Below are 24,936 nucleotides of genomic sequence, written 5' to 3'. Positions count from 1 at the left end.
CGGCTACTTGCCGCCGCCGGCCAGCTCGCGGGAGCGGTCGCGGGCGGCCTCCAGGGCGCCGAGGAGGGCGGCGCGGACGCCGTGGTTCTCCAGTTCGCGGATGGCGGCGATGGTGGTGCCGGCCGGGGAGGTCACCGCCTCGCGGAGCTTGACGGGGTGTTCGCCGGAGTCGCGCAGCATGATCGAGGCGCCGATCGCGGACTGCACGATGAGGTCGTGGGCGACCTGGCGGGGCAGGCCGAGCAGGATGCCGGCGTCGGTCATCGCCTCGACGAGGAAGTAGAAGTACGCCGGGCCCGAGCCGGAGAGGGCGGTGGCCGCGTCCTGCTGGGCCTCGGGGAGGCGGATGGCCTTGCCGACCGAGCGGAAGATCGCCTCGGTGCGCTCCAGGTGGGCCTCGGAGGCGTGCGAGCCGCCGGAGATGACGCTCATGCCCTCGTCGACCAGCACCGGGGTGTTGGGCATGACGCGGACGACGGGGGTGCCGGCGGCGAGCCGCTCCTCGAACCAGGCGGTGGGGATGCCGGCGGCTGCGGAGACGACCAGCCGGTCGGGGGCGATGTGCGGCGCCAGTTCGTCGAGCAGGGTGCCCATGTCCTGGGGCTTCACCGCGAGGATCAGGGTGTCGGCGAGCTTGGCGGCCTCGGCGTTGCTGACGGCGGTGACGCCGTAGCGGGCGGCGAGTTCGGCGGCGCGCTCGGGGCGGCGGGCGGTCACCAGGACGTCGGCCGGGTCCTCGCCGGCCCGCAGCAGGCCGGAGAGCAGGGCCTCGCCGATCTTGCCGGTGCCGAGGAAGGCGATCTTCTGTCCGGATGCGCTGCTGGGCATGGGGCCGCTCCTTCGTACGGTGCTGCGGCCATCCTCGCACCGGCGGGGGCGGGCGGGCGGCGGCGTCCGAACCGTGGGCAGCGCGTCGCGGACGGTGCGGCGGAGCCGGGGAGCGGGGCAATGGGGCGCGCCGCCACCCGGCGGGCCCCGGGGTGTCCGTCCGCACCGTGCCGGGCGGCCGGGCGGCGCCCGTACGGTCGCCTCTCCCCCACCTGCAAGGAGCCGCACATGACGTACGGAACGCCGAGGGGACGGTGGTGGGCGGCGCTCGCGCTGCTCGCCGTGACGGCCGGCGCGGTGCTCGGGCTCGGGCCCGGCACCGCCCGTGCCGCGGGCACCGTCCAGGTCACCGGGTTCGGCTCGAACCCGGGCAATCTGCTGATGTACCGGTACGCGCCGGCCGGCCTGCCGGGCGGGCGGCCGGTGGTGGTGGCGCTGCACGGCTGCACCCAGTCGGCGTCCTACGGCGAGGCGGCCGGCTGGACTCACTGGGCGGACGCCTGGGGCTTCGCCGTGGTGATGCCGCAGCAGCAGTCCGCCAACAACTCCTCGCAGTGCTTCAACTGGTTCCAGCCCGGCGACTTCGGCCGGGACTCGGGCGAGGCGCTGTCGATCCGCCAGATGGTCGCGAAGACCGTCGCCGACCTCGGCAGCGACCCGGCCCGGGTGTACGTCACCGGCCTGTCCGCGGGCGGGGCGATGACGGCCGCTCTGCTGGCCGACTACCCGGACGTGTTCGCGGGCGGCGGCGTGGTCGCCGGCATCCCGTACCGCTGCGCCACCACGGCCGTCGAGGCCTCGGTGAACTGCATGACCATGGGCACCTCGAAGACCCCGCAGCAGTGGGGCGACCTGGTCCGCCAGGCGTACCCGGGGTGGACCGGGACGCGGCCGAAGGTGTCGCTGTGGCAGGGCTCGTCCGACTCGGTGGTGAAGCCGGTCAACCTCACCGAGCTGATGAAGCAGTGGACGGACGTCACCGGCACCGGCCAGACGCCCGCGGTGAGCGACACCGTGGCGGGCCACCCGCACCAGGTGTACCGGGACGCGTCCGGCGCCGACCGGGTGGAGGTGTACTCGATCACCGGCATGGACCACGGCCAGCCCGTCGACCCGGGCAGCGGGGCCGAACAGTGCGGCACCGCCGGCGCGTACGTGCTGGACGCCGACCTCTGCGCCTCGTACCGGATCGGGCGGTTCTGGAGGCTGGACGGCTCCGCACCGGGCCCGACCCCCTCGCCGACGCCCACGCCCTCCCCGTCGCCCACCGGCGGGACGGGCAGCACCGTCCTCTCCGACGACACCGCCCGGGACGGCTATGTGAAGGCCGCCGCGGACGGCGGCTCGCCCGCCCTCGGCACGCTGGCCGACAGCCTGGGGCTCGCGGTGGGCCGCGGCACCGACGGCAAGCAGAACCGTGCGCTGCTCTCCTTCGACACCTCGGCGGTGCCGGCCGGAGCCACCGTCACCGGCGCCCGGCTGACCGTCGCGTACGGCAGCGGCAGCGGCGACCCGTGGGCGGCCGCGCAGCTGGCGGTCGACGTGCGCGACGGGTGCTTCGGCGCGGCGTGCACCACCGGGACGGACGACTGGGCGGCCGCGGCGAGTGCGGACTCGGCGGCGACCGTGGCGCGGTTCACCACCGGCAGCCGGACGTCCGGGGAGTTCTCCGCGGCGGGGCTGGCCGCGATCCGGCCGGGCTCGACGGTGCAGCTGCGGCTGCGCTTCGACCAGGCGCTCGCCTCCACCGCGTACGTCTTCCTGCAGCGCGGCGCGAAGGCCACGCTGACCGTGGACTGGGCGCTCTGAGCCGCGCCGGCCGCCCGGGGTGCCCCCGGGCGGCCGGCGCGTGCCGGTGCGGTGCGGCGGTCAGCGCTTGGTGCCGTCGACGATCACCGGGGAGCCGGCGGTGCCGCACGGGCTGGCGTACACCGGGTTCTTCTCGGCGGCGGTCTTGAACGCCTCGATGCACTGGCTCATCAGGATCTTGTCGGTCAGCGAGTTCGCGATGGCGGTGTTGGCGGCGGCGGTGCTCTCGGACTCGATCTTCCGCTTCTCCGCCTCCGCCTTGGCGGTGCGCACGGCGGCCTCGGCCTGGGCGGTGGCCTGGTCCTGCTTGAGCTTCTGGTCGATCGCCTGCTGCAGGCTGTCGCTGGGCTTCACGTTGCGCAGGTTGACGCCGTTGACCAGGATGCCGCGGGGCGCCAGCCGCTCGGTGACCAGCCGCTCGATCTCGGCGGCGATCGCCTCGCGCTGCGAGCTGTAGCCCTCGACGCCGGTGTGCCTGGCGAAGACGTTGCGGACGATCTCCCGGCTGTCCGGGTAGACCAGCCGGCGCTGGACGGCGTCGGCGCTGCCCGCCAGCTTGTAGAGCGCCTGGGTGTGCCGGGGGTCGATCGACCACTTCACGGTCAGGTCGGCGTACAGCACGCCGCCCTCGGAGGACCGGACCTCCACGGTGTCCTTGCCGGTGAGGTCGAGGTCGGCCGGCCGGGTCGGGAAGGTGGTGACGTCGGTCAGCGGCGACTTGAGGTGCAGGCCCGGCTGCCACGTCCCGCCGACCTTGCCGAGGGTGGTGGGCACGCCCACCTCGTACGGCTCGACCACGTGCACGAAGGTCGCCAGGCCGGCCAGCAGGCCGAGGACGGAGGCCAGCAGGCCGCCCGCGGTGACGGCGCGGCCGGTGAGGACCCTGCGCCGCCGGAGGACGAGCAGGGTGGCGCCCGCGACGACGAGCAGGACGGCGAGGATCAGCATCGGGAGTCTCTCGGCTGTGGGGACGGGACGGCCGCAGGCTAGCGAGCGGCGGCCCGCCGAGAAACCCAATTCAAGCGATGTTCATACGAATCTGGTCGGCGCCGCCCGCCGGTGCGGACGGCGCCGACGGGCCGTCAGCCCTCCGAGAGGATCTCGGCCTTCTCGATCACGACCGGCTCCACCGGGACGTCCCCGTGCCCGCCGCGGTTGCCGGTGCGCACGCCCTTGATCGAGTCGACCACGTCCTGGCCCGCGACGACGCGGCCGAAGACCGCGTAGCCCCAGCCGGCCGGGGTGCTGCTCTTGTAGTTCAGGAACGCGTTGTCGTTCACGTTCACGAAGAACTGGGCGGTCGCCGAGTGCGGGTCGCTGGTGCGCGCCATCGCCACGGTGTACGTGTCGTTGGTCAGGCCGTTCTCCGCCTCGTTGGCGATCGCCGCCCGGGTCGGCTTCTGCTTCATCTCCGGGGTGAAGCCGCCGCCCTGGATCATGAAGCCGTCGATCACACGGTGGAAGACCGTGCCGTCGTAGTGCCCCTCGCGAACGTACTGCACGAAGTTGGCGACCGTCGCGGGCGCCTTGGCGTCCTCGAGCTCCAGGTCGATCGCGCCGAGGTTGGTGGTCAGCCGTACCGTCGTCATGCTCTGCCTTTGGTAGGTGGACAGGTCGGATGACAGCCTGGCACGGATCGGCCCCGGTCCGCGCCAAGGGCGCCGAAGCGCCGCCCTCCGCCCGCCCGGCCTCGGGGGAAACTCGGGGATCCCCCCTATGGATTTCCAGGGACCGCCGGGCGCACGGTGGAGGCATGGGAAACGGAGATTTGTCGCGAAGTGAGAGCCGTCAGGTCGCCGTCGCCGCGGCGACTCTCGGCCCGTGGCGCACGGCCGCGGCCGTCGGCACGGTGGTCGGCGGTGCCGCGCTCGGCGTGAACATCGTCACCGGGAACTGGTCCCTGGACATCCTCGCCGGGCCCGCCGGGCTCGGCCTGTTCTTCTTCTTCCTCGTCGGCACGGTCGGCGGCCGGCTGCGCCGGGACACCGGCGACCGGCGGCTGCAGCGCTGGGCCGACGAGCACCCCTGGCAGTCCGCACTGCCCGCGGCGGGCGCGCTGTGGGTGCTGAACACCCTGGCGATGACGCTTCTCGGCAGCTCCGGGCTGTTCGCCGCGCTGTTCGCCTCGCTGCTCCCGGCCGGACTGCTGCTGGCGATCGCCGGCGTGGTCGGCTCGGTCAAGCAGGCCCGCAAGCGGGGCTGACCGCCGCCACTCCGGCCGGGGCCGGGCGGCCCTGACGCACGGACAGCTGACGGCCAGGAACGGAACGGCCTTCCGCCCCGGGCCCGGGCCGCCGCACGAGCCGGGCCCACCCGGCGGAAGGTGTGTCGGGGGCCGTCTGCATACTGTGCGGCGTGCCGATAGTCGAAGATCCCCCGCCCCGCCCCGACGACCCGTTCGACGGCCTCGTCCTCGACGAGGACTTCGTCCGCGGTGCCGCCGTCAAGGAGCAGTCGGGCCGGGCCCGGATGCTGGCCGCCAAGTGGAAGCAGCAGCCGCCGCAGCCCGAGCCGTGGCGGGCCTCCGCCGACCCCGCGCCGCCGGCACCGCGCAGGCGCTTCGGGCGCCGGCCGAAGCCGGTCGACCCGTGGGGCCGACGCCGGAAGCGCAACCGGCAGACCCTGCTGTTCGTGGTGCTCGCCGCCGCCGTCACCCTGGCCGCGCTGAACGTGGACCGGCTGCACGGCTGGTACCGGCAGGGCCAGGAGTCCTCCTCGCTGCCCGCGGTGGGCCCGGAGACCGCATCGCCGACCGCCGCCCCGCCCACCGTCGCCCCGGACACCCCGACCGTCGACCGCCCGTGGGCCGGCTCGCCTGCCGACGCCTGGCCGGCCGGCGCGGACGCCGTCGTCGTGCCCGAGGCCAAGGCCGTCGGCGTGTTCTCCAAGGACACGGTCGCCGCCCACCTCGCCGCCGTCCGGCAGTACCTGGTGCTGACCAACCTCGACCCGAAGACCGTCGCCGGCCAGACCCCGTCCGCCGCGCTGGCCCTGCTGGACCGTCAGGGGCGGGCCGAACTGGAGAAGGCACTCGCCCACCCGACCGCGGAGAGCGACCCGGCGAACTGGCTGAGCCGCTTCGACCCGCGGCGCGCCGTACCCGTCTCCGACGTGGTCAAGGTGCAGGGCCGGACAACCTTCGAGAGCGACGGCGACCGCGGTCTGCTCGTGCACACCGACTACACCTTCGTCTACGCGCTCCGGCCGGGCCCGGACGCAGGTGCACCGCGCCCCGGTGCGAGCAGCGGCGGCGCGGCCAAGCCGGTGGCCTGGAAGGCCGGCGACGACGGCGTCCACGTGGAGCGCGAGATCGTCCGGCGGGAGCAGGACTTCCGGTTCTACGACCCGGCCCGGTACCAGGTGCAACGCGGCAAGCTGGTGATCACCCGCAGCGCCGGCGCCTTCGGCAACAACGTGTGCACCATGGGCAGCGGCTTCCTGGAGACCGACTTCGACCGCACCCGGCAGGGCACCGACCCGAGCACCGGACCGAGCGGCGGGGCCACCGTCGACCCGTACGACCGCAGCCGCCCGCTGGACGGGGAGCCCGGCTGCGACTCGCTGAGCCGCATCTGACGCACGGCCCCGTCCGGGGTCAGTCGCCCGCCGTGGGGGCGGCGCCCCGGACGTGGCCGAAGATCAGGCTGGTCTCGGTGTGCTGCACCGCGGGGTGCGCGGTGAGGTGGTCCAGCACGAAGTCGCGCAGTGCGTCCGTGTCCGCGACCGCGACGTGCAGCAGGTAGTCGTCGGCGCCGGACAGGTGGTAGGCGGCCACCACGCCCGGCAGCCGGGGTATGCCGCCGGCGAAACTGCTGATCTGCTCCTTGGTGTGCGCGTGCAGCCGCACCGCGATCATCGCCTGGATGCCCAGCCCGACCGCGGCCGGCTCCACCTCGGCGTGGAAACCGCGGATCACACCACGCTCCCGCAGCGCCCGGATCCGGCCCAGGCAGGTGGACGGGGCGATGCCCACCGCCTCCGCGATGGCGTTGTTGGGCATCCGGGCGTCGGCGACCAGCAGCCGCAGAATGGCCCGGTCGACGGGGGCGAGTTCGCGCTGCGGATTCTTCGGCACGGCGCCCACGATCGTCCCCCCGCTCGAACATCCGCAAGACCTACCGGCCGGTACTCGAATCTTCTGCCGAACTGTGGCCGCTGCCCGGCGGACTCTTCACCATGGGGCCACCCCCCACACCCGCCGAGGAGCCACCCATGCCCCACGCCGACACCCGGGCCGTCCACGCCGGCAGAACCGACCTGCGCGGCCTCGGGACCCACGTCCCGCCGATCGACCTCTCCACCACCAACCCGCTCCCCGGCGTGGAGACCGGCGGCGACAGCTACGAGGCACTGGCCACCGGCGGGCTGCTCCCCGAGGGCGGCAGCGCCGTCTACCAGCGGCTGTGGAACCCCACCACCGCCCGCTTCGAGCAGGCCCTCGCCGAACTCGAGGACTGCGAGCAGTCGGTGGCCTTCGCCTCCGGCATGGCCGCCCTCTCCGCCTGCCTGCTCGCCGCCCGCGCCGAGGGCCGCGGCCACGTCGTCGCGGTACGGCCGCTGTACGGCGGCACCGACCACGTGCTGGCCACCGGTCTGCTCGGCACCGAGGTCACCTGGGCGCTCGCCGGCGAGGTCGCCGCGGCGATCCGCCCGGACACCGGCCTGGTGGTCGTGGAGACCCCCGCCAACCCCACCCTGGACCTGGTCGACCTGGCCGCCGTCGCCGCCCAGTGCGGGGACGTGCCGCTGCTGGTCGACAACACCTTCGCCACGCCCGTGCTGCAGCAGCCCGTGCACCACGGCGCCACCCTCGTCCTGCACAGCGCCACCAAGTACCTCGGCGGCCACGGCGACGTGCTGGCCGGCGCGGTCGCCACCGACGCCGAGTGGGCGGCCCGGCTGCGCCGGGTCCGCGCGGTGACCGGCGGCATCCTCCACCCGCTCGCCGCCTACCTGCTGCACCGCGGACTGCAGACGCTGCCGCTGCGAGTGCGCCACCAGGCCTCGAACGCCGCCAAGACGGCGGCCTGGCTGAGCGCCCGCCCCGAGGTCGAGCAGGTCTACTACCCGGGCCTGCCGGACTGCGACCCGCAGGGCCTGGTCGGCCGCCAGATGTCCGGCGCCGGCTCGGTGCTGGCCTTCTCGCTCCGCGACGGGTACGAGGCCGCGGCGCGCACCGCGGCCGGCTGCGAGCTGATCACCCACGCGGTGTCGCTCGGCGGCGTGGACACCCTGATCCAGCACCCTGCCTCGCTGACCCACCGCCCGGTCGCCCCCGAGGCCCGCCCGCACCCCTCCCTGCTGCGCCTCTCGGTCGGCCTGGAGGAGCCCGAAGACCTCTTCGAGGACCTCGACCGGGCCTTTTCCCGGTAAGGGCACCGCTAGGACCTGTCCGGCGGATCTTGCCGGACAGGCCCTTGGGGCGTCCGTCAGCGGCGGCCGCGGCGGGCCTTTTCGTAGGCGGCGCGGTGCACGGCCTCGCCCGGGGCCTCGACCAGGCTCCGGAAGAAGTAGGCGGCGAGCGCCCCGACCCCGCCGATGAGCCAGACCGCGCCGAGCGAGCGGTCCTCGGCCATCCAGCCGTCCAGGGTGTGGCGGCCCTCGGTGAGGGTCTTCCAGGTGCGGATCGCGGCCAGGCAGGAGCAGATCGCGACCGCGCCGATGAGCAGCACGTCGACGAAGCGGCCGGCGTCGGAGAGCGCCACCCCCGCGACGGCGAACCGCAGCACCAGTGCGGCGGCGGCCGTGCAGACGAGGGCGCCGAGCGAGACCAGTACCCGGCGCAGCCAGTAGCCGCCGCCGTGGTCGACCCAGGTGGTGCCGAAGAACCGGATCGGCTCGGGCTCGGGGCCTGAGGCGGGCTTCCTGCCCGGGGTGCGCTGGTTCACGGCACCCATTGTCGCCCGGCCGGGGGGCCGGACGGCGGAAGGGCGGCCGTACCCCGCGGGGTACGGCCGCCCTTCCGGTCCGATGTTGCGGCCTCAGCCCAGCTTGCCGATGTCGCGGACGGCGCCCTTGTCGGCGGAGGTGGCCATCGCCGCGTACGCCTTCAGGGCCTGGCTGACCTGGCGCTGACGGTTCTTCGGCTTGTAGCCGCCCGCGGCCTCCAGCTTGAGCCGGCGCTCGTGCAGCTCCTCGAAGGAGACCTCCAGGTTGATCTTCCGGCCGGGGATGTCGATGGCGATGATGTCGCCGTCCTCGACCAGGGCGATGGTGCCGCCGGACGCGGCCTCCGGGGAGGCGTGGCCGATGGACAGGCCGGAGGTGCCGCCGGAGAACCGGCCGTCGGTGATCAGCGCGCAGGCCTTGCCGAGGCCGCGGCCCTTGAGGAAGGAGGTCGGGTAGAGCATCTCCTGCATGCCCGGGCCGCCCTTGGGGCCCTCGTAGCGGATGACGACGACGTCGCCCTCCTTGACCCGCTTGGCGAGGATCGCCTCGACGGCGTCCTCCTGCGACTCGACGACGACGGCGGGGCCGCTGAACGTCCAGATCGACTCGTCCACGCCGGCGGTCTTCACGATGCAGCCGTCCTCGGCGAGGTTGCCGTACAGCACGGCCAGGCCGCCCTCGACGGAGTAGGCGTGCTCGACGCTGCGGATGCAGCCCTTGGCGGCGTCGGTGTCCAGGGACTCCCAGCGCTCGGACTGCGCGAAGGCCTCGGAGGTGCGCTTGCAGCCGGGGGCGGCGTGCCACAGCTCGACCGCCTCGGCGGACGGCGAGCCGCCGCGGACGTCCCAGGTCTTCAGCCACTCGGCGAGCGAGTCGGAGTGCACGGTGTGCACGTCCTCGTTCAGCAGGCCGCCGCGGTACAGCTCGCCGAGGATCGCCGGGATGCCGCCGGCCCGGTGGACGTCCTCCATGTAGTACGAGCCGTTGGGCGCGACCTTGGAGAGGCAGGGCACCTTGCGGGAGATCGCGTCGATGGCCCGCATGTCGAAGTCCAGCTCGGCCTCCTGGGCGGCGGCGAGCAGGTGCAGGATCGTGTTGGTGGAGCCGCCCATGGCGATGTCGAGGGCCATGGCGTTCTCGAAGGCGGCGCGGGTGGCGATGTTCCGCGGCAGTACGGACGCGTCGTCCTGGTGGTAGTGCCGCTTGGTGATCTCGACGACGGTCTGCCCGGCCCGCTCGTAGAGGTCGCGGCGGGCGGTGTGGGTGGCCAGCACGGAGCCGTTGCCGGGCAGCGAGAGCCCGATCGCCTCGGTGAGGCAGTTCATCGAGTTGGCGGTGAACATGCCGGAGCACGAGCCGCAGGTCGGGCAGGCGTTCTCCTCGATGATCGCGATGTCCTCGTCGGAGACGTTCTCGTTGACCGCCTGCGAGATCGCGTCGACCAGGTCCAGCTTGCGGACGGTGCCGTCGACCAGGGTGGCCTTGCCGGCCTCCATCGGGCCGCCGGAGACGAAGACCGTCGGGATGTTCAGCCGCAGCGCGGCCATCAGCATGCCGGGGGTGATCTTGTCGCAGTTGGAGATGCAGATCAGGGCGTCCGCGCAGTGCGCGTTGACCATGTACTCCACCGAGTCGGCGATCAGGTCGCGCGAGGGCAGCGAGTAGAGCATGCCGCCGTGGCCCATCGCGATGCCGTCGTCGACCGCGATGGTGTTGAACTCGCGCGGGATGCCGCCCGCCTGCTTGATCGCCTCGGAGACGATCCGGCCGACCGGCTGCAGGTGGGTGTGGCCGGGCACGAACTCGGTGAAGGAGTTGGCCACCGCGATGATCGGCTTGCCGAAGTCCTCCCGGGCTACGCCGGCGGCCCGGAGAAGGGCACGGGCGCCCGCCATGTTGCGGCCGTGGGTGACGGTACGGGACCTCAGCTCGGGCATGCGCTCCACTCCTTCGGGGCCTGCGGGCGGCCGCTGCGCTGGTGGAAGAGGGTGCAGGACCGCTGTCCTACCGAGGTTACGCCTCCCGGTCCGGGCGGCGGACGCGCTGTCCGCCATGCGGTCAGCGCGTCCCGGGGCGTCACCCGGCCGTGCGCCCCACGAAGAGGTCGAGCACGTACGGCTCGGTGAGCAGGCCGTCCGGGTGGTCGGCCAGCAGCGCGGCCCGCTCGGCCGCCAGCACCGGCGCCTGCTGCTCGGCCGGCAGCACGGCGAAGTAGGAGCGCGAGCCGAGGTCGGCGAGGTGGCTGTCGACGGTGACCTGCCGCGCCCAGTGCAGCCGCAGGGTCTCCACCGCGAGGCCGTGCCCGGCCAGCGGCTCGGCGAACGCCGCGAGCGATGATCCGTAGAAGTGGTACGAGGGCAGCGCCTCGGACAGTCGCGCCTCCTGCTCGGCGATCCACCCCTCGGCGCGGTCCTTGACGTTCCACCAGAGGGCGAGGGCGCCACCGGGGCGCAGCACCCGCAGCGCCTCGGGCACCGAGCGCTCCGGGTCCGTCCAGTGGAAGGCCTGGGCGTAGGTCACCAGGTCCGCCGAGTCGTCGTGGCAGGGCAGGTCGTCGCCGACGCCCTTGACCACCGGGATCTCCGGGGACACCGCGCGCAGCCTGGCCGCCATCCCGCCGCTCGGCTCCACAGCGAGCACCCGGGCCCCGCGGGCCGCCAGCAGCCGGGTGGCGATGCCCGTCCCCGCGCCCACGTCCACCACGTCCGCCCCGGCGAGCGGCCGGCCCGCCAGCCGCTCCAGCCCGTCGAACAGCCCGGCCGGATAGGAGGGCCGCGCCGCGTCGTACTGCTCCGCCACCGGGCCGAACGACAGCGCGTGCGCCTGCTGCTGAAGATCCGTCACCACGAGCCCCCTTCGTGCCCGAACCCCACCCTACGCCGGAGCGGGCCGCACGGGCCTCCGGGGAGGTCTCAGGGCTTCGGGGGCCGTGCGGCCCGGCGGGGGGCGGTGCGGGCCGGGGTGGCCAGGTGGAGGCGGGTGAAGGCGAGTGCCTCAGCGAGGTCGGCCTCCCGCTCGGCGGCGGAGCCGGAGCGCCGGGTGTTCACCTCCAGCACCACGTGCCCCTCGAAGCCGGTCCGGGCCAGGCGTTCGAGCAGGGCCGCGCAGGGCTGCTTGCCGCGCCCCGGGATGAGGTGCTCGTCCTTGCCGGAGCCGGAGCCGTCGGCGAGGTGGATGTGGGCGAGCCGGTCGCCCATCCGGTCGGCCATCTCCAGGGCGTCGATGCGGGAGGTCGCGGCGTGCGAGAGGTCGATGGTGAAGTGCCGGTACTCCTCCTCGGTGACGTCCCAACCGGGCGCGTAGGCGAGCATCTCGCGGTCCTTGTACCGCCACGGGTACATGTTCTCCACGGCGAAGCGGACGTCCGTCTCCCCGGCCATCCGCCCGATCCCGGCGACGAAGTCCCGGGCGTACTGGCGCTGCCAGCGGAACGGCGGGTGGACGACCACGGTGTCGGCGCCGAGCCGCTCGGCGGCGGCCCTGGCACGGACGAGCTTGGTCCACGGGTCGGTCGTCCACACCCGCTGGGTGATCAGCAGGCAGGGGGCGTGCACGGCGAGGATCGGCACCCCGTGGGCGTCGGACAGCCGCCGCAGCGCCTCGACGTCCTGGCTGACCGGGTCGTTCCACACCATCACCTCGACGCCGTCGTAGCCGAGCCGGCCGGCCAGCTCGAAGGCGGTCTCGGTGGTCGACGGGTACACGGAGGCGGTGGACAGCGCCACCTTGGTGTCGGGGACGTGCACCCCCGGGTGCGGGGGCAGCACCAGCCGGTCGGTGGTGCGCAGCAGCGGCGCCCGGCCCGGCTCCTTGCGGCGGGCCTCCTTCACGGCCCGGGCGACCTTCGCCACCTTGGCCGTCTTCGCGGCGGTGGCCGACTGCACTGACTTCGCGGAGCGGGCCGTCCGGGAGGCGGCGCCCTTCGCGGTGCGGCCGGCCGCGCCCTTGGCGGTGCGGGACACGGAGGCGGCCCGCTCGCCGAGCGTGCGTTCCTTCTCGGCGGTGCGCAGCCGCGGCGCGGCAGCCCTGGCCCGGCGCGGCTCGGGGGCCCGCCGCGCGCCGTCCTCGGCCGCGCGGCCGGCCGGCGATGCGTCCTCGTCCGGTGCTTCCGCCACGGGACACAGGGTATGCGGCGGCGCGGACGAATGGGTGCAGAGCCGGAGGAAGCGTGGGCCAGGTCTCACCCGGCAGGCCGCCGGGCGCGGCGTCACGGGGTGAGGGCGGGCCTCCGGTCGGCCGGGGTGTCCAGGGCGTCCAGCCGGCGCAGGATGATGCCCTCGCGCAGCGCCCACGGGCAGATGTCGAGCTCGTCGAGGCCGAAGAGGTCCATCGCGGCGTCGGCGACGAGCGCGCCGGCGAGCAGCTGCCGGGCCCGGCCCTCGGAGACGCCGGGGATGCGGGCCCGCTCGGCGACGGTCATCCCGGCGAGCCGGGGCAGCCAGGCGGCGAGGCCGCTGCGGGTGAGCCGCCGGGGCACCCGCGGACCGGCGTCGGCGGACGCGGCACCGGCCATCCGGGCCAGCTGCTTGAAGGTCTTGGAGGTGGCCACGGCGTGGTCCGGCGGGCCCTGTCTGGTGAACTCCCCGACCACGTGGGCGATCTCGGCACGGATGTGGCGGCGCAGTTCGCGGACGTCGTCCGCGTCGGCGATGTCGCCGGGCAGGCGCGCGGTGAGCCGGCCGGCGCCGAGCGGCAGCGAGGCCGCGATGTCGGGCTGCTCGTCGAGGCCGCAGCCCATCTCCAGCGAGCCGCCGCCGATGTCGAGGTTGAGCAGCCGCCCGGAGGACCAGCCGAACCAGCGGCGGACGGCCAGGAAGGTCAGCCGGGCCTCGTCCTGGCCGGACAGCACGCGCAGCTCGATCCCGGTCTCGTCGGCGACCCGGCGCAGCACGGCCTCGCCGTTGGCGGCCTCCCGCACGGCCGAGGTGGCGAACGGCAGTATCTCGACGACGCCCTTGTCCTCGGCGACCGAGATCGAGGAGGCCACCATGGAGACCAGCCGGTCCACGCCCTCCGGGGTGATCGCCCCGGTGTCGTCCAGCAGCTCGGCCAGCCTCAGTTCGGCCTTGTGCGAGTACGCCGGGATGGGGGCAGCACCGGGGTGCGCGTCCACCACGAGGAAGTGGACGGTGTTGGAACCTACGTCGAGGACACCGAGTCGCATAGCGGTCCACGCTACGCGATCCGTGCCGCTCACCTGCCCGGATCCCCCCACGTCGCCGCCCCAGGGCCTGTCCGGCGGATCTTGCCGGGCGCGCGACGGATCACCCCGTCTGGACGCACGCCCGAATCGCCCACGTACGTCCAGTACGAGGCCGACCCGGGCGCACGCCCAGACGGGCGCCCGACACCGCGCGCTGATCCGGCAAGATCCACCGGACAGGCCCTAGCGGACGTCGCGGCCCGGGCAGTGGCCGTTGTCGGACGGATCGAAGTCGCCGGCGAGGACCAGGAAGGCGACGAGGAGCACCGCCGCGACGGCCGCTCCGACCACGGTGGGCCGTCGGGGTATGTCCCGGCGGCCCAGGTCGACCATGGCGGTGCCGTAGCCGGCGACCACCCCGCGATCCACTGGGCGACGGCCCGAACAGCAGCGTCGCGTTCAGGCTGACCCCGGCCGAGGCGTCCAGGAAGCCGAGGCAGTTCCGCCACGACCGGACCAGCTGCAGCGCCACCAGCCAGGAGACCAGCGGGGAGAGCACCGTGGTGGTGAGCAGGGCTGCGCCGGTGCCGGTCGGCCGGGGGATCGGGCGGGCGGGGCCGGTCACAGCAGGCCGTGCCAGAGCTGTTCGACGATCACCGCCCACCAGTTCTCGGGGTCGGTGAACACCGTCCGGTCGACGGCGGCGAGCGCCCACTGCAGCTCGGCGACGGCGGGGCCGGCCGCGTACGGGTGGAGGCCCCGCAGGGTCGGGAGGCGTTCGGCGAGCAGCACCAGGCAGCGGACGAAGGCGGTCAGGTCTGCGTTGCAGTAGCGGGCGGCCGCGGTGTCCGGGTCGATCGCCCGGACGCGCCCCTGCAGGGTGTCGACGGTGATCAGCGACCAGCCGTCGGTGCCGAGCACCACCTGGCCGAGCAGCGCCTGCCGGGCGGCCTCGGTGGCCCGGCCGCCGCGGCCGAGCGCGGCGATCCGGGCGGCGGCCTCGGGCAGCACCGGGTCGGTGCGGGTGCCGTCGTGGACGCCGTCCGGCTCGGGGTGGTGCAGTTCGAAGAAGCCCTCGACCACGACGGGCAGGCCGACCTGCAGCAGTGGGCGGGCGACGGCCTCCGGCAGGTCGGCGAGCACCACCGCCTCGGTGTCGAAGCGGCGGACGCCCTGCGGTCCGAACCGGGCCGCCAGCCGGTCGGCCAGTGCCTGGCCGCTCTCCGGCTGCGCCGGCGGCACCGAGCGCGGGAACGGCACCCGGTTGGGCCGCACGCCGTCCTGCGGCGGCAGTGCCCGGACGGCCTCGGCGCGGCGGTCGAACCACGGCCCGTACGCGAGGTCGTGGGTGAGCCGGACACCGGGCAGCGCGGCGGCCAGCGCGTGCGCGGCGTAGCCACCGGGCAGGGCGGCGGGCCGCAGGTCGGTGTGCACGCCGAGCAGGTCCTCGGCGGGCACACCCTGCTCCTTGAGGCGTTCGGCGGCGCGCAGCGCGGGGTGGGCGTGGCCGGTCGCGGACTGCACGACCAGGGTCTGCGCCTCGCCGAGCGCGTCGCGGTAGCGGACGGTGGCCCGGGTGCCGGGTCCGGTGGCGGGCGGCAGCGAGGGGTCGTAGTCGCCGGCGCCGAGGTAGTCCCGGTACATCCGGACGACGTCCGGCACCGGGACGGACGGCCAGACGGTGAGCCCGCCGGTGAGCCGGTCGACGACGCCGCAGGCGGCGCCGATCTCCTCCGGGGCGCGGCGCACCCCGGTGAAGGGGTCGACGTGGACGGGCGGCGGCTCGGGCCACACCACCCAGCCGTGCTCGAACTCGTGGCTGTGCACGCGGCGTGCGCCCTCCGCGGGGAGCGCGCCGTTGATCCAGCGGTGGGCGGCCTCCAGGGCCTGCTCGCGGGTGGTCATCGGCGGGCGCTCCCGGCGGCGGTGCGGTGGATGGTGAGCCGGGACCGCGGCGGGGCGGGCTCGGCGGGGCGGACGGGTTCGGGGGCCGGGTCCGGCGCGGCCTCCGGCTGTGGTGCGGCCGGTGCCCGGGGCGTCCCGGCCGCGGGGCCGGTCGCGACGGGCCCGGGCCCCGCAGGCTCGGCCTCGGCAGCGGCCTCGGGCTCTGCGGCGGGCCCGGCCTCGGCGGCCGGTGCGGTGGTCCTGGCGTCCACGACGTCGAGCGGGTGGCAGCGGGCGTCCAGGGCGATCGCCCACAGGCCGTGCTCGGCGCTGTGCAACGGTTCGGTGCCGCTGCGTCCGGTCTGGTGGTCGATCCAGGTCAGCTGGCCGCCGTGGTTGACCGCGTTCCACACGTGCGAGCGGCGGAAGCCGTCCAGGGTCAGCAGCACCGCCTGGGCGCCGGGGCCGGAGCGCAGCAGCGTCTCGGCGACCCGGGCGAAGCCGCCCTCGCCGTCGCCGAGGTCGAGGAACTGGGTGCCGAGCTCGCGCTCCGCGCGGTCGCGGCCGCCGTACTCCCCGGCCGGGCCGTCCGGCAGCCGGGGGGCGGAGCAGACCGGCAGGCCGGAGTAGGTGTCGACCGAGGAGAGTGCCACGTCGACGGTGTTGTTGGCGCGGCCGGGCTCCCGCGGGCCGCCGCCGTTGAGCGCCTCCGTCCAGCCGGCGGCCGGGTCGGGGTGGAGCTCGGGCGTGCCGTCGGGGCGGCGCGGCACCAGCCGCTCGACCTCGGCCTGGTGGGCCGGGTCGACCGGTCCGAGCCCGCCGGGGATGCCGTAGGGGCGCCCGTCGGCGATACCGCGTACGGGGGCGGGCGCGGCGGGCGCGCTCTCCGCGGACCGGCCGGCGCGGGCGGCCAGGTAGGCCGCGGCGACCTGGCCGGGGTGCAGCACCGGCACGACGGTCGGTCCGGTGTGCGGCTCCAGGCCCATCGTCTCCGGCCGGCGGCGGATGTCGCCGGCCTCGCCGAGCCGGAACGGCAGCGGGGCCGGGGCCGTCCCGCCGGCACCGGGCGCGCCGGAGCCGGCCGGGGTGCGGGCCGCCGCACCGGGGCCGCCGACGACCGCGCCGACGACGCCGGAGGAGCCGCCCTGGGCACCGGGCTGGCCGGCCGCGCCGGGCGTTGCCGTACCGGGCGCCGCGGCACCGGGTGCACCGGCACCGGGGGCGCCCGGCGTGCCGGCGGCACCCGGGGCGCCGGGGCCCGCGGGGCCGCCGACCGGGGTGCCGACGGGTGTGCCGGATGCACCGGCCGCGCCGCCCACCGGGGCGCCGACCGGGGGTGCGACCGCACCGCCGGTCGGGGCGCCGCCGACCGCACCACCGCCGACCGGCCCCAGCGGGAAGCCGGAGCCGGCTCCGGCACCGGCCGACGGCCCGGTACCGACCGGGTCGCCGCGCCAGGGGCCGGGGGCCGCCGGGCCGCTCTCGACCGGGGCGCCGTGGACGGGCAGCGACGGCGGGGTGACCACCACCGAGTCGGTGTGCACCGAGACCGGGCCGGGGCGCGGTCCCGCGGGCGGCAGGTCGTAGCCGTCCGGCTCGTACACCGGCGGGGCCGGTGTGTAGTGGCTGCCGCCCTGGGTGCCGCTCCAGCCGCCGCTGTTCCCTGCGGAGGCGGTGCGGTGGCCGCCGCCGTCGCCGAGCGGCGCCTGTGCGACCGGCGGGATGCCCGCCTGCGCTCCCGCGCCGGCGGGGGCCGCGTCGACCTCGAGGCCCACCGGGCCGGGTCGGCCGGTGCCGCCGGGGGCGCCCGGGGCATCGGTTTCCGGGCCCTCGTCGGGCAGGCCGTGGCCGCCGTGCGGGCCGGGACCGGTGCCGAGGTCGGCGGCGGCCACCGGGAGGCCGTCCGCGCCGAGCCGGACACCGTCCGGGCCGACGGCGGCGTCGACCAGCGGGCGGCCGTCCCGGTCCACGCCGGCGACCAGCGGGCGGCCCTTCTCGTCGGTGAGGAGCTTGCCGTCGGTGCCGACCGCGAGGCCGCCGGCCGGGTTGCCCTCGGCGTCCAGCATGACCGGGCGGCCGTGCTCGTCGAGGACCGGCTTGCCGTCCTTGCCGACGGCCAGCGCGAGCCCGGTGTCGCCGACGGTGCCGTCGGCGGCGACGGTCAGCGGCCGGCCCGCGGCGTCGGTGAGCGGCTTGCCGTCGGCGCCGAGCGCCAGGCCGGTCACCCGGTTTCCGGCCGCGTCCACCACCACCGGCCTGCCGTCCGCGCCGAGGACGGGGCGGCCCTGCTCGTCGGTGGCCACGGCGACCCCGTCGAGGCCGGGGAGGCGCTTGCCGTCGGGGCCGACCAGCACCGGACGGCCCTGCTCGTCGGTGGCGACGCTGCCGTCCGGGTTGAGGGCGGCGGAGACGCCGCGGACACCCGCCACGACGGCCGCCCCGCCGACCGCGGAGCCGGCCAGCTGCCCGGTGAGGCCGCCGCCGGAGCGGGCGGCGCTGAGCGTGCGGAACTCGCCGTGCTTCCCGGCGCCGTCGGCCTGCGCTATCCGTTCCAGGGCGGTGACGGCGGGCTCCTTGAGGGCGGCCTGCAGGCCGTCCTTCATCTCCCGGCCGAGTTCGGCGAGCAGCGCGGTGACCTTGATCTTCGCCGCCTCGACGGCGATCGCCTCGCCGGCCTCCGCCGCCGCTCCCTTGACCGCCCCGACGACCTGGCCGACCAGCCCGGACAGCCCCTCCGCCCGGGCGGCCTTCACCTGCGCGGCGGCCGCGGCCTCGGCCTCGTCGGCCTCCGCGATCTCCTCCGCGAGCTCGGTGAGCACCGCGATCAGCTCGGCCTTGCAGCTGTCGACGGCGGCGGCGGCCTTGTCGAAGGCCCCGGCCAGCGCGTCCGCGGCGGCGTGCGCGTCGTCGAGGTGGCCGCGGCCGCCGCCGCTGAAGCCGCGCCAGTGGTCGGCGAAGGCCTCGACGGCAGGGCCGGAGTTCTCCCCGGTGACGCGTTCCGCGGCGGAGGCGCCGCGGCGGCCCAGGCGCTCGGCCTCGGCGCCGAACTCCCGCCACAGGCCGCCTGCACGGCGCAGCGCGTCCTCGTCGGCCTCCGGCCAGCGGCGGTCGAGCCGGGCCATGACCGGGGCCAGCTCCGCGGGCAGGTTCCTGGGCATGTGGTCCCCCTTCGGTGGTGCGGCTTGACGGTCCGTCGACTCAGAGCGCGGTGGGGCCCGGGCCGGTTCCCGGGTGCAGGACCCGGAAGGCCTGCTCGTTGCCCCGGTCGGCCTGTTCGGCGTTGTCGGCCATGGTGTGCAGGCCGGTGCCGATGCCGCCGAGCCGGTCGGCGAGGCCCTGCAGGCCGGCCAGGACGCCCTCCCGGGCGCCCTCGTAGGCCGTGCCGAAGCCCTCGCCCGGCTCGTCCCGCCCCCAGGGGGTGCCGAGCGCCGCGAGGCCGTTCTCCAGTTCGAGTGCCGCCCGCGCGAAGTCGTTCGAGACGTTCTCGAACTCCCGCCCCTCGCCGTGCAGTTCCCAAGGCTTGATCAGGACCTTGTCGGCCATCCCCGTCCCCCGTCCTCGCGGCGCTTCCCCGTACGCAGCCGTCTGCAGCCCGCCATCCTAGGCCCCGGGCGGTGGGCCGCCGGTGCCGTGGTGAGCCTTTTCACCCCGCCTTCACGACCGGCCGGACGGCTGCGCACGACCCGTGCGCGGCCGGTGCGCGGCGCGTGCCGGGCCGGTGTGCCACCCATGCGCGGTCCGCCCGCCCCCGGTTCACCGCGGCGAGGCCATACCCTTGCAGCGTGGCAGCAGCAGACACCGCAAAGCACAAGAAGTCCAGGAAGAACGGCTCGGAGGCGACCGCGGGCACCGTCGTCGACCTGGCGATGCCGACCCTCCGGCCCGAGGTTCCGCTGGACTTCCCGCGCGCCTGGGCCGAGTTCACCGACCCGGCCGACGACGAGCAGGTCTTCCGCTGCGACCTGACCTGGCTCACCTCCAACTGGGGCTGCATCTTCGGCCGGGGGTGCCACGGCATCCGCGAGGGCCGCGGCGCCTCCGACGGCTGCTGCACCCTCGGCGCCCACTGGTCCGACGAGGAGGACGAGCAGCGGGTCGCCGGCCACGCCGCCCGGCTCACCCCGGAGATGTGGGAGAACCACCCGCACGGCACCGACGCCAAGGGCCGCATCCGGCTGGACGGCGGCATCACCATGTTCGACGAGGACGGCGACCGGCAGACCCGCCGGATCGACGGCGCCTGCCTCTTCCGCAACAGCCCGGACTTCCCCGGCGGCGCCGGCTGCGCGCTGCACATCCTGGCCCTGAAGGAGGGCCTCGAGCCGCTGGAGACCAAGCCGGACGTCTGCTGGCAGCTGCCCGTCCGCCGCACCTACGACTGGATCGACCGGCCCGACGACACCCGCTACCTCCAGGTGACCATCGGCGAGTACGACCGCCGCGGCTGGGGTCCGGGCGGCCACGACCTGCACTGGTGGTGCACCGGCAGCCCCGAGGCGCACAACGCCCCCGACCCGGTGTACGTCAGCTACCGCGCCGAGCTCACCGAACTCATGGGCTCCGAGGCCTACGCCGTCCTGGTCGGCCTCTGCGAGCAGCGCATCGCCACCAAGGGCCACAAGAAGCTCGCCCCGCACCCCGCGGACGGGTAGGGGCACCCGACGGGCAGACCGAAGGGGCGTGGGGACCGTGCGGTTCCCCACGCCCCTTCGGGTTTCCCTCTACTTGTCGATGTCGCCGACGACGAAGAACATCGAGCCGAGGATGGCGACCATGTCGGCGACCAGGGTGCCGGGCAGGAGTTCGGTCAGCGCCTGGATGTTGTTGTACGAGGCGGAGCGGAGCTTGAGCCGCCAGGGCGTCTTGTCGCCGCGGGAGACCAGGTAGTAGCCGTTGATGCCGAGGGGGTTCTCGGTCCAGGCGTACGTGGTGCCCTCAGGGGCCTTGAGGACCTTGGGCAGCCGCAGGTTGACCGGCCCCGGGGCGATCCCGGCGAGGCGGTCGAGGCAGGCCTCGGCGAGGTCGAGGGAGTTGGCGGTCTGCTCCAGCAGGCACTCGAAGCGGGCGAGGCAGTCGCCCTCCTCGCGGACCACGACGGTGAGCAGGTCGGCGAGCTCCCCGTACGCGAGGTAGGGCTCGTCGCGGCGGAGGTCGAAGTCGACGCCGCTGGCCCGGGCGATCGGCCCGCTGACGCCGTAGGCGTGGACCTGCTCGCGGGTGAGCACGCCGACGCCGGCGGTGCGGCCGCGGAAGATCTCGTTGCCGAGGACGAGGTCCTCGTAGACCGGCAGCTGCTTGCGGACGGCGGCGACGGCCTGCCGGACGCGGCCGAGCCAGCCGGCCGGGAGGTCCTCCTTGAGGCCGCCGACCCGGTTGAACATGTAGTGCATGCGGCCGCCGGAGGCCTCCTCCAGGACGTGCTGGAGCTCCTCGCGGCCGTGGAAGGCGTGGAAGATCGGGGTGATGCCGCCGAGCTCCAGCGGGTAGGAGCCGAGGAACATCAGGTGGTTGAGCACCCGGTTGAGCTCGGCGAGCAGGGTGCGGATCCACACCGCCCGCTCGGGGACCTCCATGCCGAGCATCCGCTCGACGGCGAGGACGACGCCGAGTTCGTTGGAGAAGGCCGAGAGCCAGTCGTGCCGGTTCGCCAGCATGATGATCTGGCGGTAGTCGCGGGCCTCGAAGAGCTTCTCGGCGCCGCGGTGCATGTAGCCGATGACCGGCTCCGCGGCGACGATGCGCTCGCCGTCCAGCACCAGCTTCAGCCGCAGCACGCCGTGCGTGGACGGGTGCTGCGGGCCGATGTTGAGCACCATGTCGCTGGTGCCGAGCTCGCCCGTGAGCTGCTGCGCACCTGCGCCGATGCCGACCGTGGTCTCCCTCATGGCAACAGAGTCTGCCACCCCGCGGGCGTGGGGAGTCCCTCCAGGCTCCGCGGTACCGGCATGCGGACGGCCTGGGCCAGCCAGCCGAAGCCGCCGAGGCCGGCCGGGTCGGTCAGCTCGGCGGCCTCGCCGGCCCCGCCGAGGGCCCGCAGGTAGGCCGCCGGGTCGGTGGAGGCGAGGGCGAGCGGCGGCCGTCCGCCGTGCACGCCGAGGGCGTGCAGGGCGGCGCGCTGCGTCGTCCACAGGCTGTGGACGGCGGGGGCGGCGGCCGAGTCCAGGGCGACGTGCGCGGTGACGTCGCAGCTGCCGTCGGGGACGGGCCGCACCTCGCGGCCGGCCCGGAAGCCGGTGAGCGTGCCGAAGGGCGGGCGGTCGGCGGCGCTGTGGGCGTAGTCGACGGCGACCGCGAGGCCGCGGTCGAGGGCGGCGACCGCCGAGGCCCAGGCCTCGTCGCGGGTGCGGCCGATCTCGATGCGTTCGCCGTCGGGCCACCAGCGGGCCGCCCAGGCCGCGTCGGCCCCCTCCAGCGGCCCGCCGAGCCGCTCCTCTCCCCCGGCGCCGACCTCGACGTACCGCAGCACGCCGTCCTCGTCGGCCTCGGCGATGTCCAGGGGCACGTTGTCGAGCCACTCGTTGGCGAACAGCAGCCCGGTCAGTCCGGTCGGCAGGGCGTCCGTCCACACCACCTGCTCCGGCAGTCCGGCCGGGCGGTCGGCGAGTTCGACGGCGTACGGGCGGACCCGGGCGGCGAGCTCCGGGTCGAGGGCGGAGAGCACGCCGGTGAGGAGCTCGCCGCGGCCGGCGCCGACGTCCGCGAGGGCGAGCTCGGCGGGGTGCCCGAGCGCCTCGTCGGTCTCGGCCAGCAGCCGGGCGACGGCGCCGGCGAAGAGCGGGGAGGCGTGCACCGAGGTGCGGAAGTGCCCGGCCGGGCCCTCGGGGCCCCGGTAGAAGCCGTCCGCGCCGTAGAGTGCGCGTTCCATGGCGGGCCGCCACCGCATCCAGGTCATGGGTGTGGACGGTACCTGCCGGGAGGGGCGTTCCGGTGGGGGGCGTCTCCACCCTGCGGCGGATGCCGGATCGCTCTCGCGGCGGACCTGGGGGTGGTCCCCGACTGCCTAGGCTTGGATCGTGCATCGACTGAACGCCTGGCTCCGCCGTCACCCGATGGTGGTCGACTCCGTCTGGGCGCTGGTGGTCCTCCTGCTGGGGCTGCTGTCCGACTTCTCGGAGTCCGACCGGCAGCTGTACGGGGGCCTGGCCGTGTCGCTGGCGATCGCCGCCCTGATGGTGGTGCGGCGCCGGTACCCGGACCTGGCCGCGGCGGGGGGCACCGCGCTCGGGCTGGGGCAGCTCGTCCTGGACATCGTGCCGGGCGGCTCCTCCGTCGGCTACCTGGTCTTCGCGTACACCGGCGCGGCCTTCGGCTCGCCCTGGGCCTCGCGGCTGGTGCTGTCCGTGGGCCTGGTTGCCGGGCCGCTGACGCTGTGGCGGTTCGACAGCAGCACGGACAGCCCGCCGGGCGACCCGGCCCCGGCGGGGCCGAGCACCTGGCAGATGGTGTTCGTGGCGGTGCTGATGTCGACGCCGTTCGTGCTGTGCTGGGCGTGGGGCCGGCTGACCAGGGTCCGCGGCGCCTACCTGGTGGAGCTGGAGGACCGCGCGGCCCGGCTGGAGCGCGAGCGGGACGCCCAGTCGAAGGTCGCGGTGGCCGCCGAGCGCGCCCGGATCGCCCGGGAGCTGCACGACGTGGTCGCGCACAACGTCTCGGTGATGATCGTCCAGGCCGACGGCGCCGCCTACGTGCTGGACAACTCGCCGCAGCAGGCGAAGGAGGCGCTCGCCACCATCGCCGGCACCGGCCGCCAGGCGCTGGTGGAGATGCGCCGGCTGCTCGGGGTGCTGCGCACCTCGGAGACGGCCGAGGAATACGTGCCGCAGCCCGGCGTCGAGGAGCTGCCGGAGCTGCTGGAGCAGGTGCGCACGGCCGGCCTCCCGGTGGACTTCGCCACCTCCGGCGAGCCGCGGGAGCTTCCCCGCGGCCTGGAGCTGACGGTGTACCGGATCGTCCAGGAGGCGCTGACCAACGTGCGCAAGCACGGCGGCCCGGGCGCCCGGGCGCGGGTCGCGGTGGACTTCGGCGACCGCGACCTGGAGGTGCTGATCGAGGACGACGGCCGCGGCAGCACCGCGGAGCAGCTCGACGCCGGTGGTGCCGACGGCCCCGGCCATGGTCTGATCGGCATGCGCGAGCGCGTCGGCATGGTGAGCGGCAGCCTCGACGTCGGCCCGCGGCCCGGCGGCGGCTTCCGCATCCGGGCCGTCCTCCCCCTCAAGACGGCCTCGTGACCGCCGCGGCCCAGCCCGCGGCGCAGGTGAAGGAGAACCGACCGTGACCATCCGTGTGATGCTCGTCGACGACCAGGAGCTGCTCCGCACGGGCTTCCGGATGGTCCTGCAGTCGCAGGGCGACATCGAGATCGCCGCCGAGGCGGGCGACGGCGCGCAGGCGCTGGAGCGGCTCGCCCGGGCGGAGGTCGACGTGGTGCTGATGGACGTCCGGATGCCGCGCATGGACGGCGTGCAGGCCACCCGGCAGATCTGCCTGGACGCCTCCGGGGTGCCGATCCCGGGCGCCCCGCACGTGCTGATCCTCACCACCTTCGACCTGGACGAGTACGCCTTCGCCGCGCTGAAGGCCGGGGCGAGCGGCTTCCTGCTGAAGGACGTCCCGCCGACCGAGCTGGTCGCGGCGATCCGCGCCGTGCACGGCGGCGACGCGGTGGTCGCGCCGACCACCACGCGCCGGATGATCGACCGCTTCGCACAGGTGCTGCCGACGCCCTCGACCGCGCCGGGATCGCCGGTGCTGGGGCCGCTCACCGACCGCGAGCGGGAGGTGTTCCTGCTGGTGGCGCAGGGCCTGTCGAACAGTGAGATCGCGGCCCGGCTGACCCTGTCGGAGGCCACCGTGAAGACGCACGTCGGCCGCATCCTCGCCAAGCTGGGCCTGCGGGACCGTGTCCAGGCCGTGGTGCTCGCCTACGAGAACGGCCTGGTCCGGGCCGGCGCCACGGACTGAACCGGGGCCGGCCCGGAGAAGAACGACGCTCGGTCCGCCGGTTCAGAGGCGCCGCAGGCCCTGGATCACCTCTCGCAGCAGCCGGACGTCCGGCCGGGCGGCCTCGGCCGGCCCGGGGCCGACCCTGACCACGCCGCCCTGGACGAGGTCGCCCAGCAGCACCCGCAGGGCGCCGAGCGGCAGGTCGGCGTCGGCGGCGAGTTCGGCGAGCGGGCGCGGCCGGGCCCGGACGCGTTCCAGCAGGATGCTGCGGGCGTGGTCGAGCGGGGTGGCCGGCTCGGCGTCCGGCACCGCGGAGACCTCGGCCAGCAGGTCGTACCGCTCGGCGGCGGCGGACCGGGTGCGCCCGCCGGTGAGGGTGAACGGCCGGACCATCGGGCCGGCCTCGTCGTCGTACCAGTGTCCGCTCATGGGCCCGC

23 protein-coding genes are annotated in these 24,936 nt (G+C 75.3%); 7 read left to right on the top strand and 16 right to left on the bottom strand.

Going from position 1 to position 24,936, the window contains the following annotated elements:
* Positions 1-3 precede the first annotated feature (3 nt).
* Positions 4-828 carry a pyrroline-5-carboxylate reductase gene (gene proC / locus AB0M03_RS15905; RefSeq protein WP_263104809.1) on the bottom strand — a complete coding sequence of 275 codons (825 nt, stop codon included), beginning with the start codon at positions 826-828 and terminating at the stop codon, positions 4-6.
* A gap of 228 nt (positions 829-1,056) precedes the next feature.
* On the opposite strand from proC, the gene AB0M03_RS15900 reads away from it, so the two are divergent.
* Positions 1,057-2,637 (top strand): PHB depolymerase family esterase, encoded by a 1,581-nt coding sequence (locus AB0M03_RS15900; RefSeq protein ID WP_363492082.1) that lies wholly within the window; start codon positions 1,057-1,059, stop codon positions 2,635-2,637.
* A gap of 60 nt (positions 2,638-2,697) precedes the next feature.
* Here the strand turns inward: AB0M03_RS15900 and AB0M03_RS15895 are convergent, their stop codons facing one another.
* Both AB0M03_RS15895 and AB0M03_RS15890 read right to left on the bottom strand, forming a co-directional pair.
* Positions 2,698-3,585: a prohibitin family protein gene (locus AB0M03_RS15895; RefSeq protein ID WP_363492081.1), complete on the bottom strand. Its 888-nt coding sequence runs from the start codon at positions 3,583-3,585 to the stop codon at positions 2,698-2,700.
* A gap of 134 nt (positions 3,586-3,719) precedes the next feature.
* Positions 3,720-4,226, bottom strand: coding sequence for a peptidylprolyl isomerase (locus tag AB0M03_RS15890; RefSeq protein WP_363492080.1), 507 nt, complete (start codon positions 4,224-4,226; stop codon positions 3,720-3,722).
* A 164-nt stretch (positions 4,227-4,390) separates the two neighbouring features.
* On the opposite strand from AB0M03_RS15890, the gene AB0M03_RS15885 reads away from it, so the two are divergent.
* The gene (locus tag AB0M03_RS15885; RefSeq protein ID WP_363492079.1) at positions 4,391-4,840 is read left to right on the top strand and encodes a hypothetical protein; all 450 of its coding nucleotides are present in this window, start codon (positions 4,391-4,393) and stop codon (positions 4,838-4,840) included.
* A 152-nt stretch (positions 4,841-4,992) separates the two neighbouring features.
* Positions 4,993-6,213 (top strand): hypothetical protein, encoded by a 1,221-nt coding sequence (locus tag AB0M03_RS15880; protein ID WP_363492078.1) that lies wholly within the window; start codon positions 4,993-4,995, stop codon positions 6,211-6,213.
* 19 nt (positions 6,214-6,232) lie between these two features.
* On the opposite strand, the gene AB0M03_RS15875 is transcribed toward AB0M03_RS15880, so the two are convergent.
* Complete coding sequence (locus AB0M03_RS15875) at positions 6,233-6,712, bottom strand: Lrp/AsnC family transcriptional regulator (protein WP_363492077.1); 480 nt, start codon at positions 6,710-6,712, stop codon at positions 6,233-6,235.
* Positions 6,713-6,849: 137 nt separating this feature from the next.
* On the opposite strand from AB0M03_RS15875, the gene AB0M03_RS15870 reads away from it, so the two are divergent.
* Positions 6,850-8,010 carry a PLP-dependent transferase gene (locus AB0M03_RS15870; protein WP_363492076.1) on the top strand — a complete coding sequence of 387 codons (1,161 nt, stop codon included), beginning with the start codon at positions 6,850-6,852 and terminating at the stop codon, positions 8,008-8,010.
* 56 nt (positions 8,011-8,066) lie between these two features.
* Here the strand turns inward: AB0M03_RS15870 and AB0M03_RS15865 are convergent, their stop codons facing one another.
* From AB0M03_RS15865 to AB0M03_RS15825, 9 genes are all read right to left on the bottom strand, one after another.
* Positions 8,067-8,525, bottom strand: a complete 459-nt coding sequence (locus AB0M03_RS15865; protein ID WP_363492075.1) for an EamA/RhaT family transporter — start codon at positions 8,523-8,525, stop codon at positions 8,067-8,069.
* Between the two features lie 93 nt (positions 8,526-8,618).
* On the bottom strand, positions 8,619-10,463 hold the full coding sequence (gene ilvD / locus AB0M03_RS15860) for a dihydroxy-acid dehydratase (RefSeq protein ID WP_363492074.1): 1,845 nt from the start codon (positions 10,461-10,463) through the stop codon (positions 8,619-8,621).
* 139 nt (positions 10,464-10,602) lie between these two features.
* Positions 10,603-11,370 (bottom strand): class I SAM-dependent methyltransferase, encoded by a 768-nt coding sequence (locus AB0M03_RS15855; RefSeq protein ID WP_363492073.1) that lies wholly within the window; start codon positions 11,368-11,370, stop codon positions 10,603-10,605.
* 68 nt (positions 11,371-11,438) lie between these two features.
* Positions 11,439-12,296 (bottom strand): sugar phosphate isomerase/epimerase, encoded by an 858-nt coding sequence (locus AB0M03_RS15850; protein ID WP_363492167.1) that lies wholly within the window; start codon positions 12,294-12,296, stop codon positions 11,439-11,441.
* Positions 12,297-12,733: 437 nt separating this feature from the next.
* Positions 12,734-13,690 carry a Ppx/GppA phosphatase family protein gene (locus AB0M03_RS15845; protein ID WP_363492072.1) on the bottom strand — a complete coding sequence of 319 codons (957 nt, stop codon included), beginning with the start codon at positions 13,688-13,690 and terminating at the stop codon, positions 12,734-12,736.
* A gap of 222 nt (positions 13,691-13,912) precedes the next feature.
* Positions 13,913-14,086 (bottom strand): hypothetical protein, encoded by a 174-nt coding sequence (locus AB0M03_RS15840; protein ID WP_363492071.1) that lies wholly within the window; start codon positions 14,084-14,086, stop codon positions 13,913-13,915.
* A gap of 204 nt (positions 14,087-14,290) precedes the next feature.
* Entirely contained in the window at positions 14,291-15,574 is a 1,284-nt protein-coding gene (locus tag AB0M03_RS15835) for an SUKH-4 family immunity protein (protein WP_363492069.1), read from the bottom strand.
* Entirely contained in the window at positions 15,571-18,711 is a 3,141-nt protein-coding gene (locus tag AB0M03_RS15830; RefSeq protein WP_363492067.1) for a toxin glutamine deamidase domain-containing protein, read from the bottom strand. Before AB0M03_RS15830 ends, AB0M03_RS15835 begins: the two co-directional genes overlap by 4 nt.
* Before the next feature lie 40 nt (positions 18,712-18,751).
* Entirely contained in the window at positions 18,752-19,096 is a 345-nt protein-coding gene (locus AB0M03_RS15825) for a hypothetical protein (RefSeq protein WP_363492065.1), read from the bottom strand.
* A 323-nt stretch (positions 19,097-19,419) separates the two neighbouring features.
* Here AB0M03_RS15825 and AB0M03_RS15820 point away from each other — a divergent pair, with 323 nt between their 5' ends.
* Positions 19,420-20,205, top strand: a complete 786-nt coding sequence (locus AB0M03_RS15820; RefSeq protein WP_363492166.1) for a hypothetical protein — start codon at positions 19,420-19,422, stop codon at positions 20,203-20,205.
* 69 nt (positions 20,206-20,274) lie between these two features.
* Here AB0M03_RS15820 and AB0M03_RS15815 read toward each other — a convergent pair whose 3' ends face one another.
* Together AB0M03_RS15815 and AB0M03_RS15810 are read right to left on the bottom strand one after the other, a co-directional pair.
* On the bottom strand, positions 20,275-21,438 hold the full coding sequence (locus tag AB0M03_RS15815) for an NADH-quinone oxidoreductase subunit D (protein ID WP_363492064.1): 1,164 nt from the start codon (positions 21,436-21,438) through the stop codon (positions 20,275-20,277).
* Complete coding sequence (locus tag AB0M03_RS15810; RefSeq protein ID WP_363492063.1) at positions 21,435-22,445, bottom strand: SAM-dependent methyltransferase; 1,011 nt, start codon at positions 22,443-22,445, stop codon at positions 21,435-21,437. The genes AB0M03_RS15815 and AB0M03_RS15810 overlap by 4 nt, the downstream gene beginning before the upstream one ends.
* Before the next feature lie 121 nt (positions 22,446-22,566).
* On the opposite strand from AB0M03_RS15810, the gene AB0M03_RS15805 reads away from it, so the two are divergent.
* The gene (locus AB0M03_RS15805; protein WP_363492062.1) at positions 22,567-23,784 is read left to right on the top strand and encodes a sensor histidine kinase; all 1,218 of its coding nucleotides are present in this window, start codon (positions 22,567-22,569) and stop codon (positions 23,782-23,784) included.
* A gap of 43 nt (positions 23,785-23,827) precedes the next feature.
* Positions 23,828-24,517 carry a response regulator transcription factor gene (locus AB0M03_RS15800; protein ID WP_363492061.1) on the top strand — a complete coding sequence of 230 codons (690 nt, stop codon included), beginning with the start codon at positions 23,828-23,830 and terminating at the stop codon, positions 24,515-24,517.
* A 42-nt stretch (positions 24,518-24,559) separates the two neighbouring features.
* Here the strand turns inward: AB0M03_RS15800 and AB0M03_RS15795 are convergent, their stop codons facing one another.
* Positions 24,560-24,928 carry a DUF742 domain-containing protein gene (locus tag AB0M03_RS15795; protein WP_363492060.1) on the bottom strand — a complete coding sequence of 123 codons (369 nt, stop codon included), beginning with the start codon at positions 24,926-24,928 and terminating at the stop codon, positions 24,560-24,562.
* Positions 24,929-24,936 lie beyond the last annotated feature (8 nt).

This window comes from Kitasatospora sp. NPDC051914, assembly GCF_040680995.1.
GTDB lineage: Bacteria > Actinomycetota > Actinomycetes > Streptomycetales > Streptomycetaceae > Kitasatospora.
The sequence above is the reverse complement of the archived record's forward strand: the minus strand, read 5'-3'. Positions and strand labels throughout refer to the sequence as shown.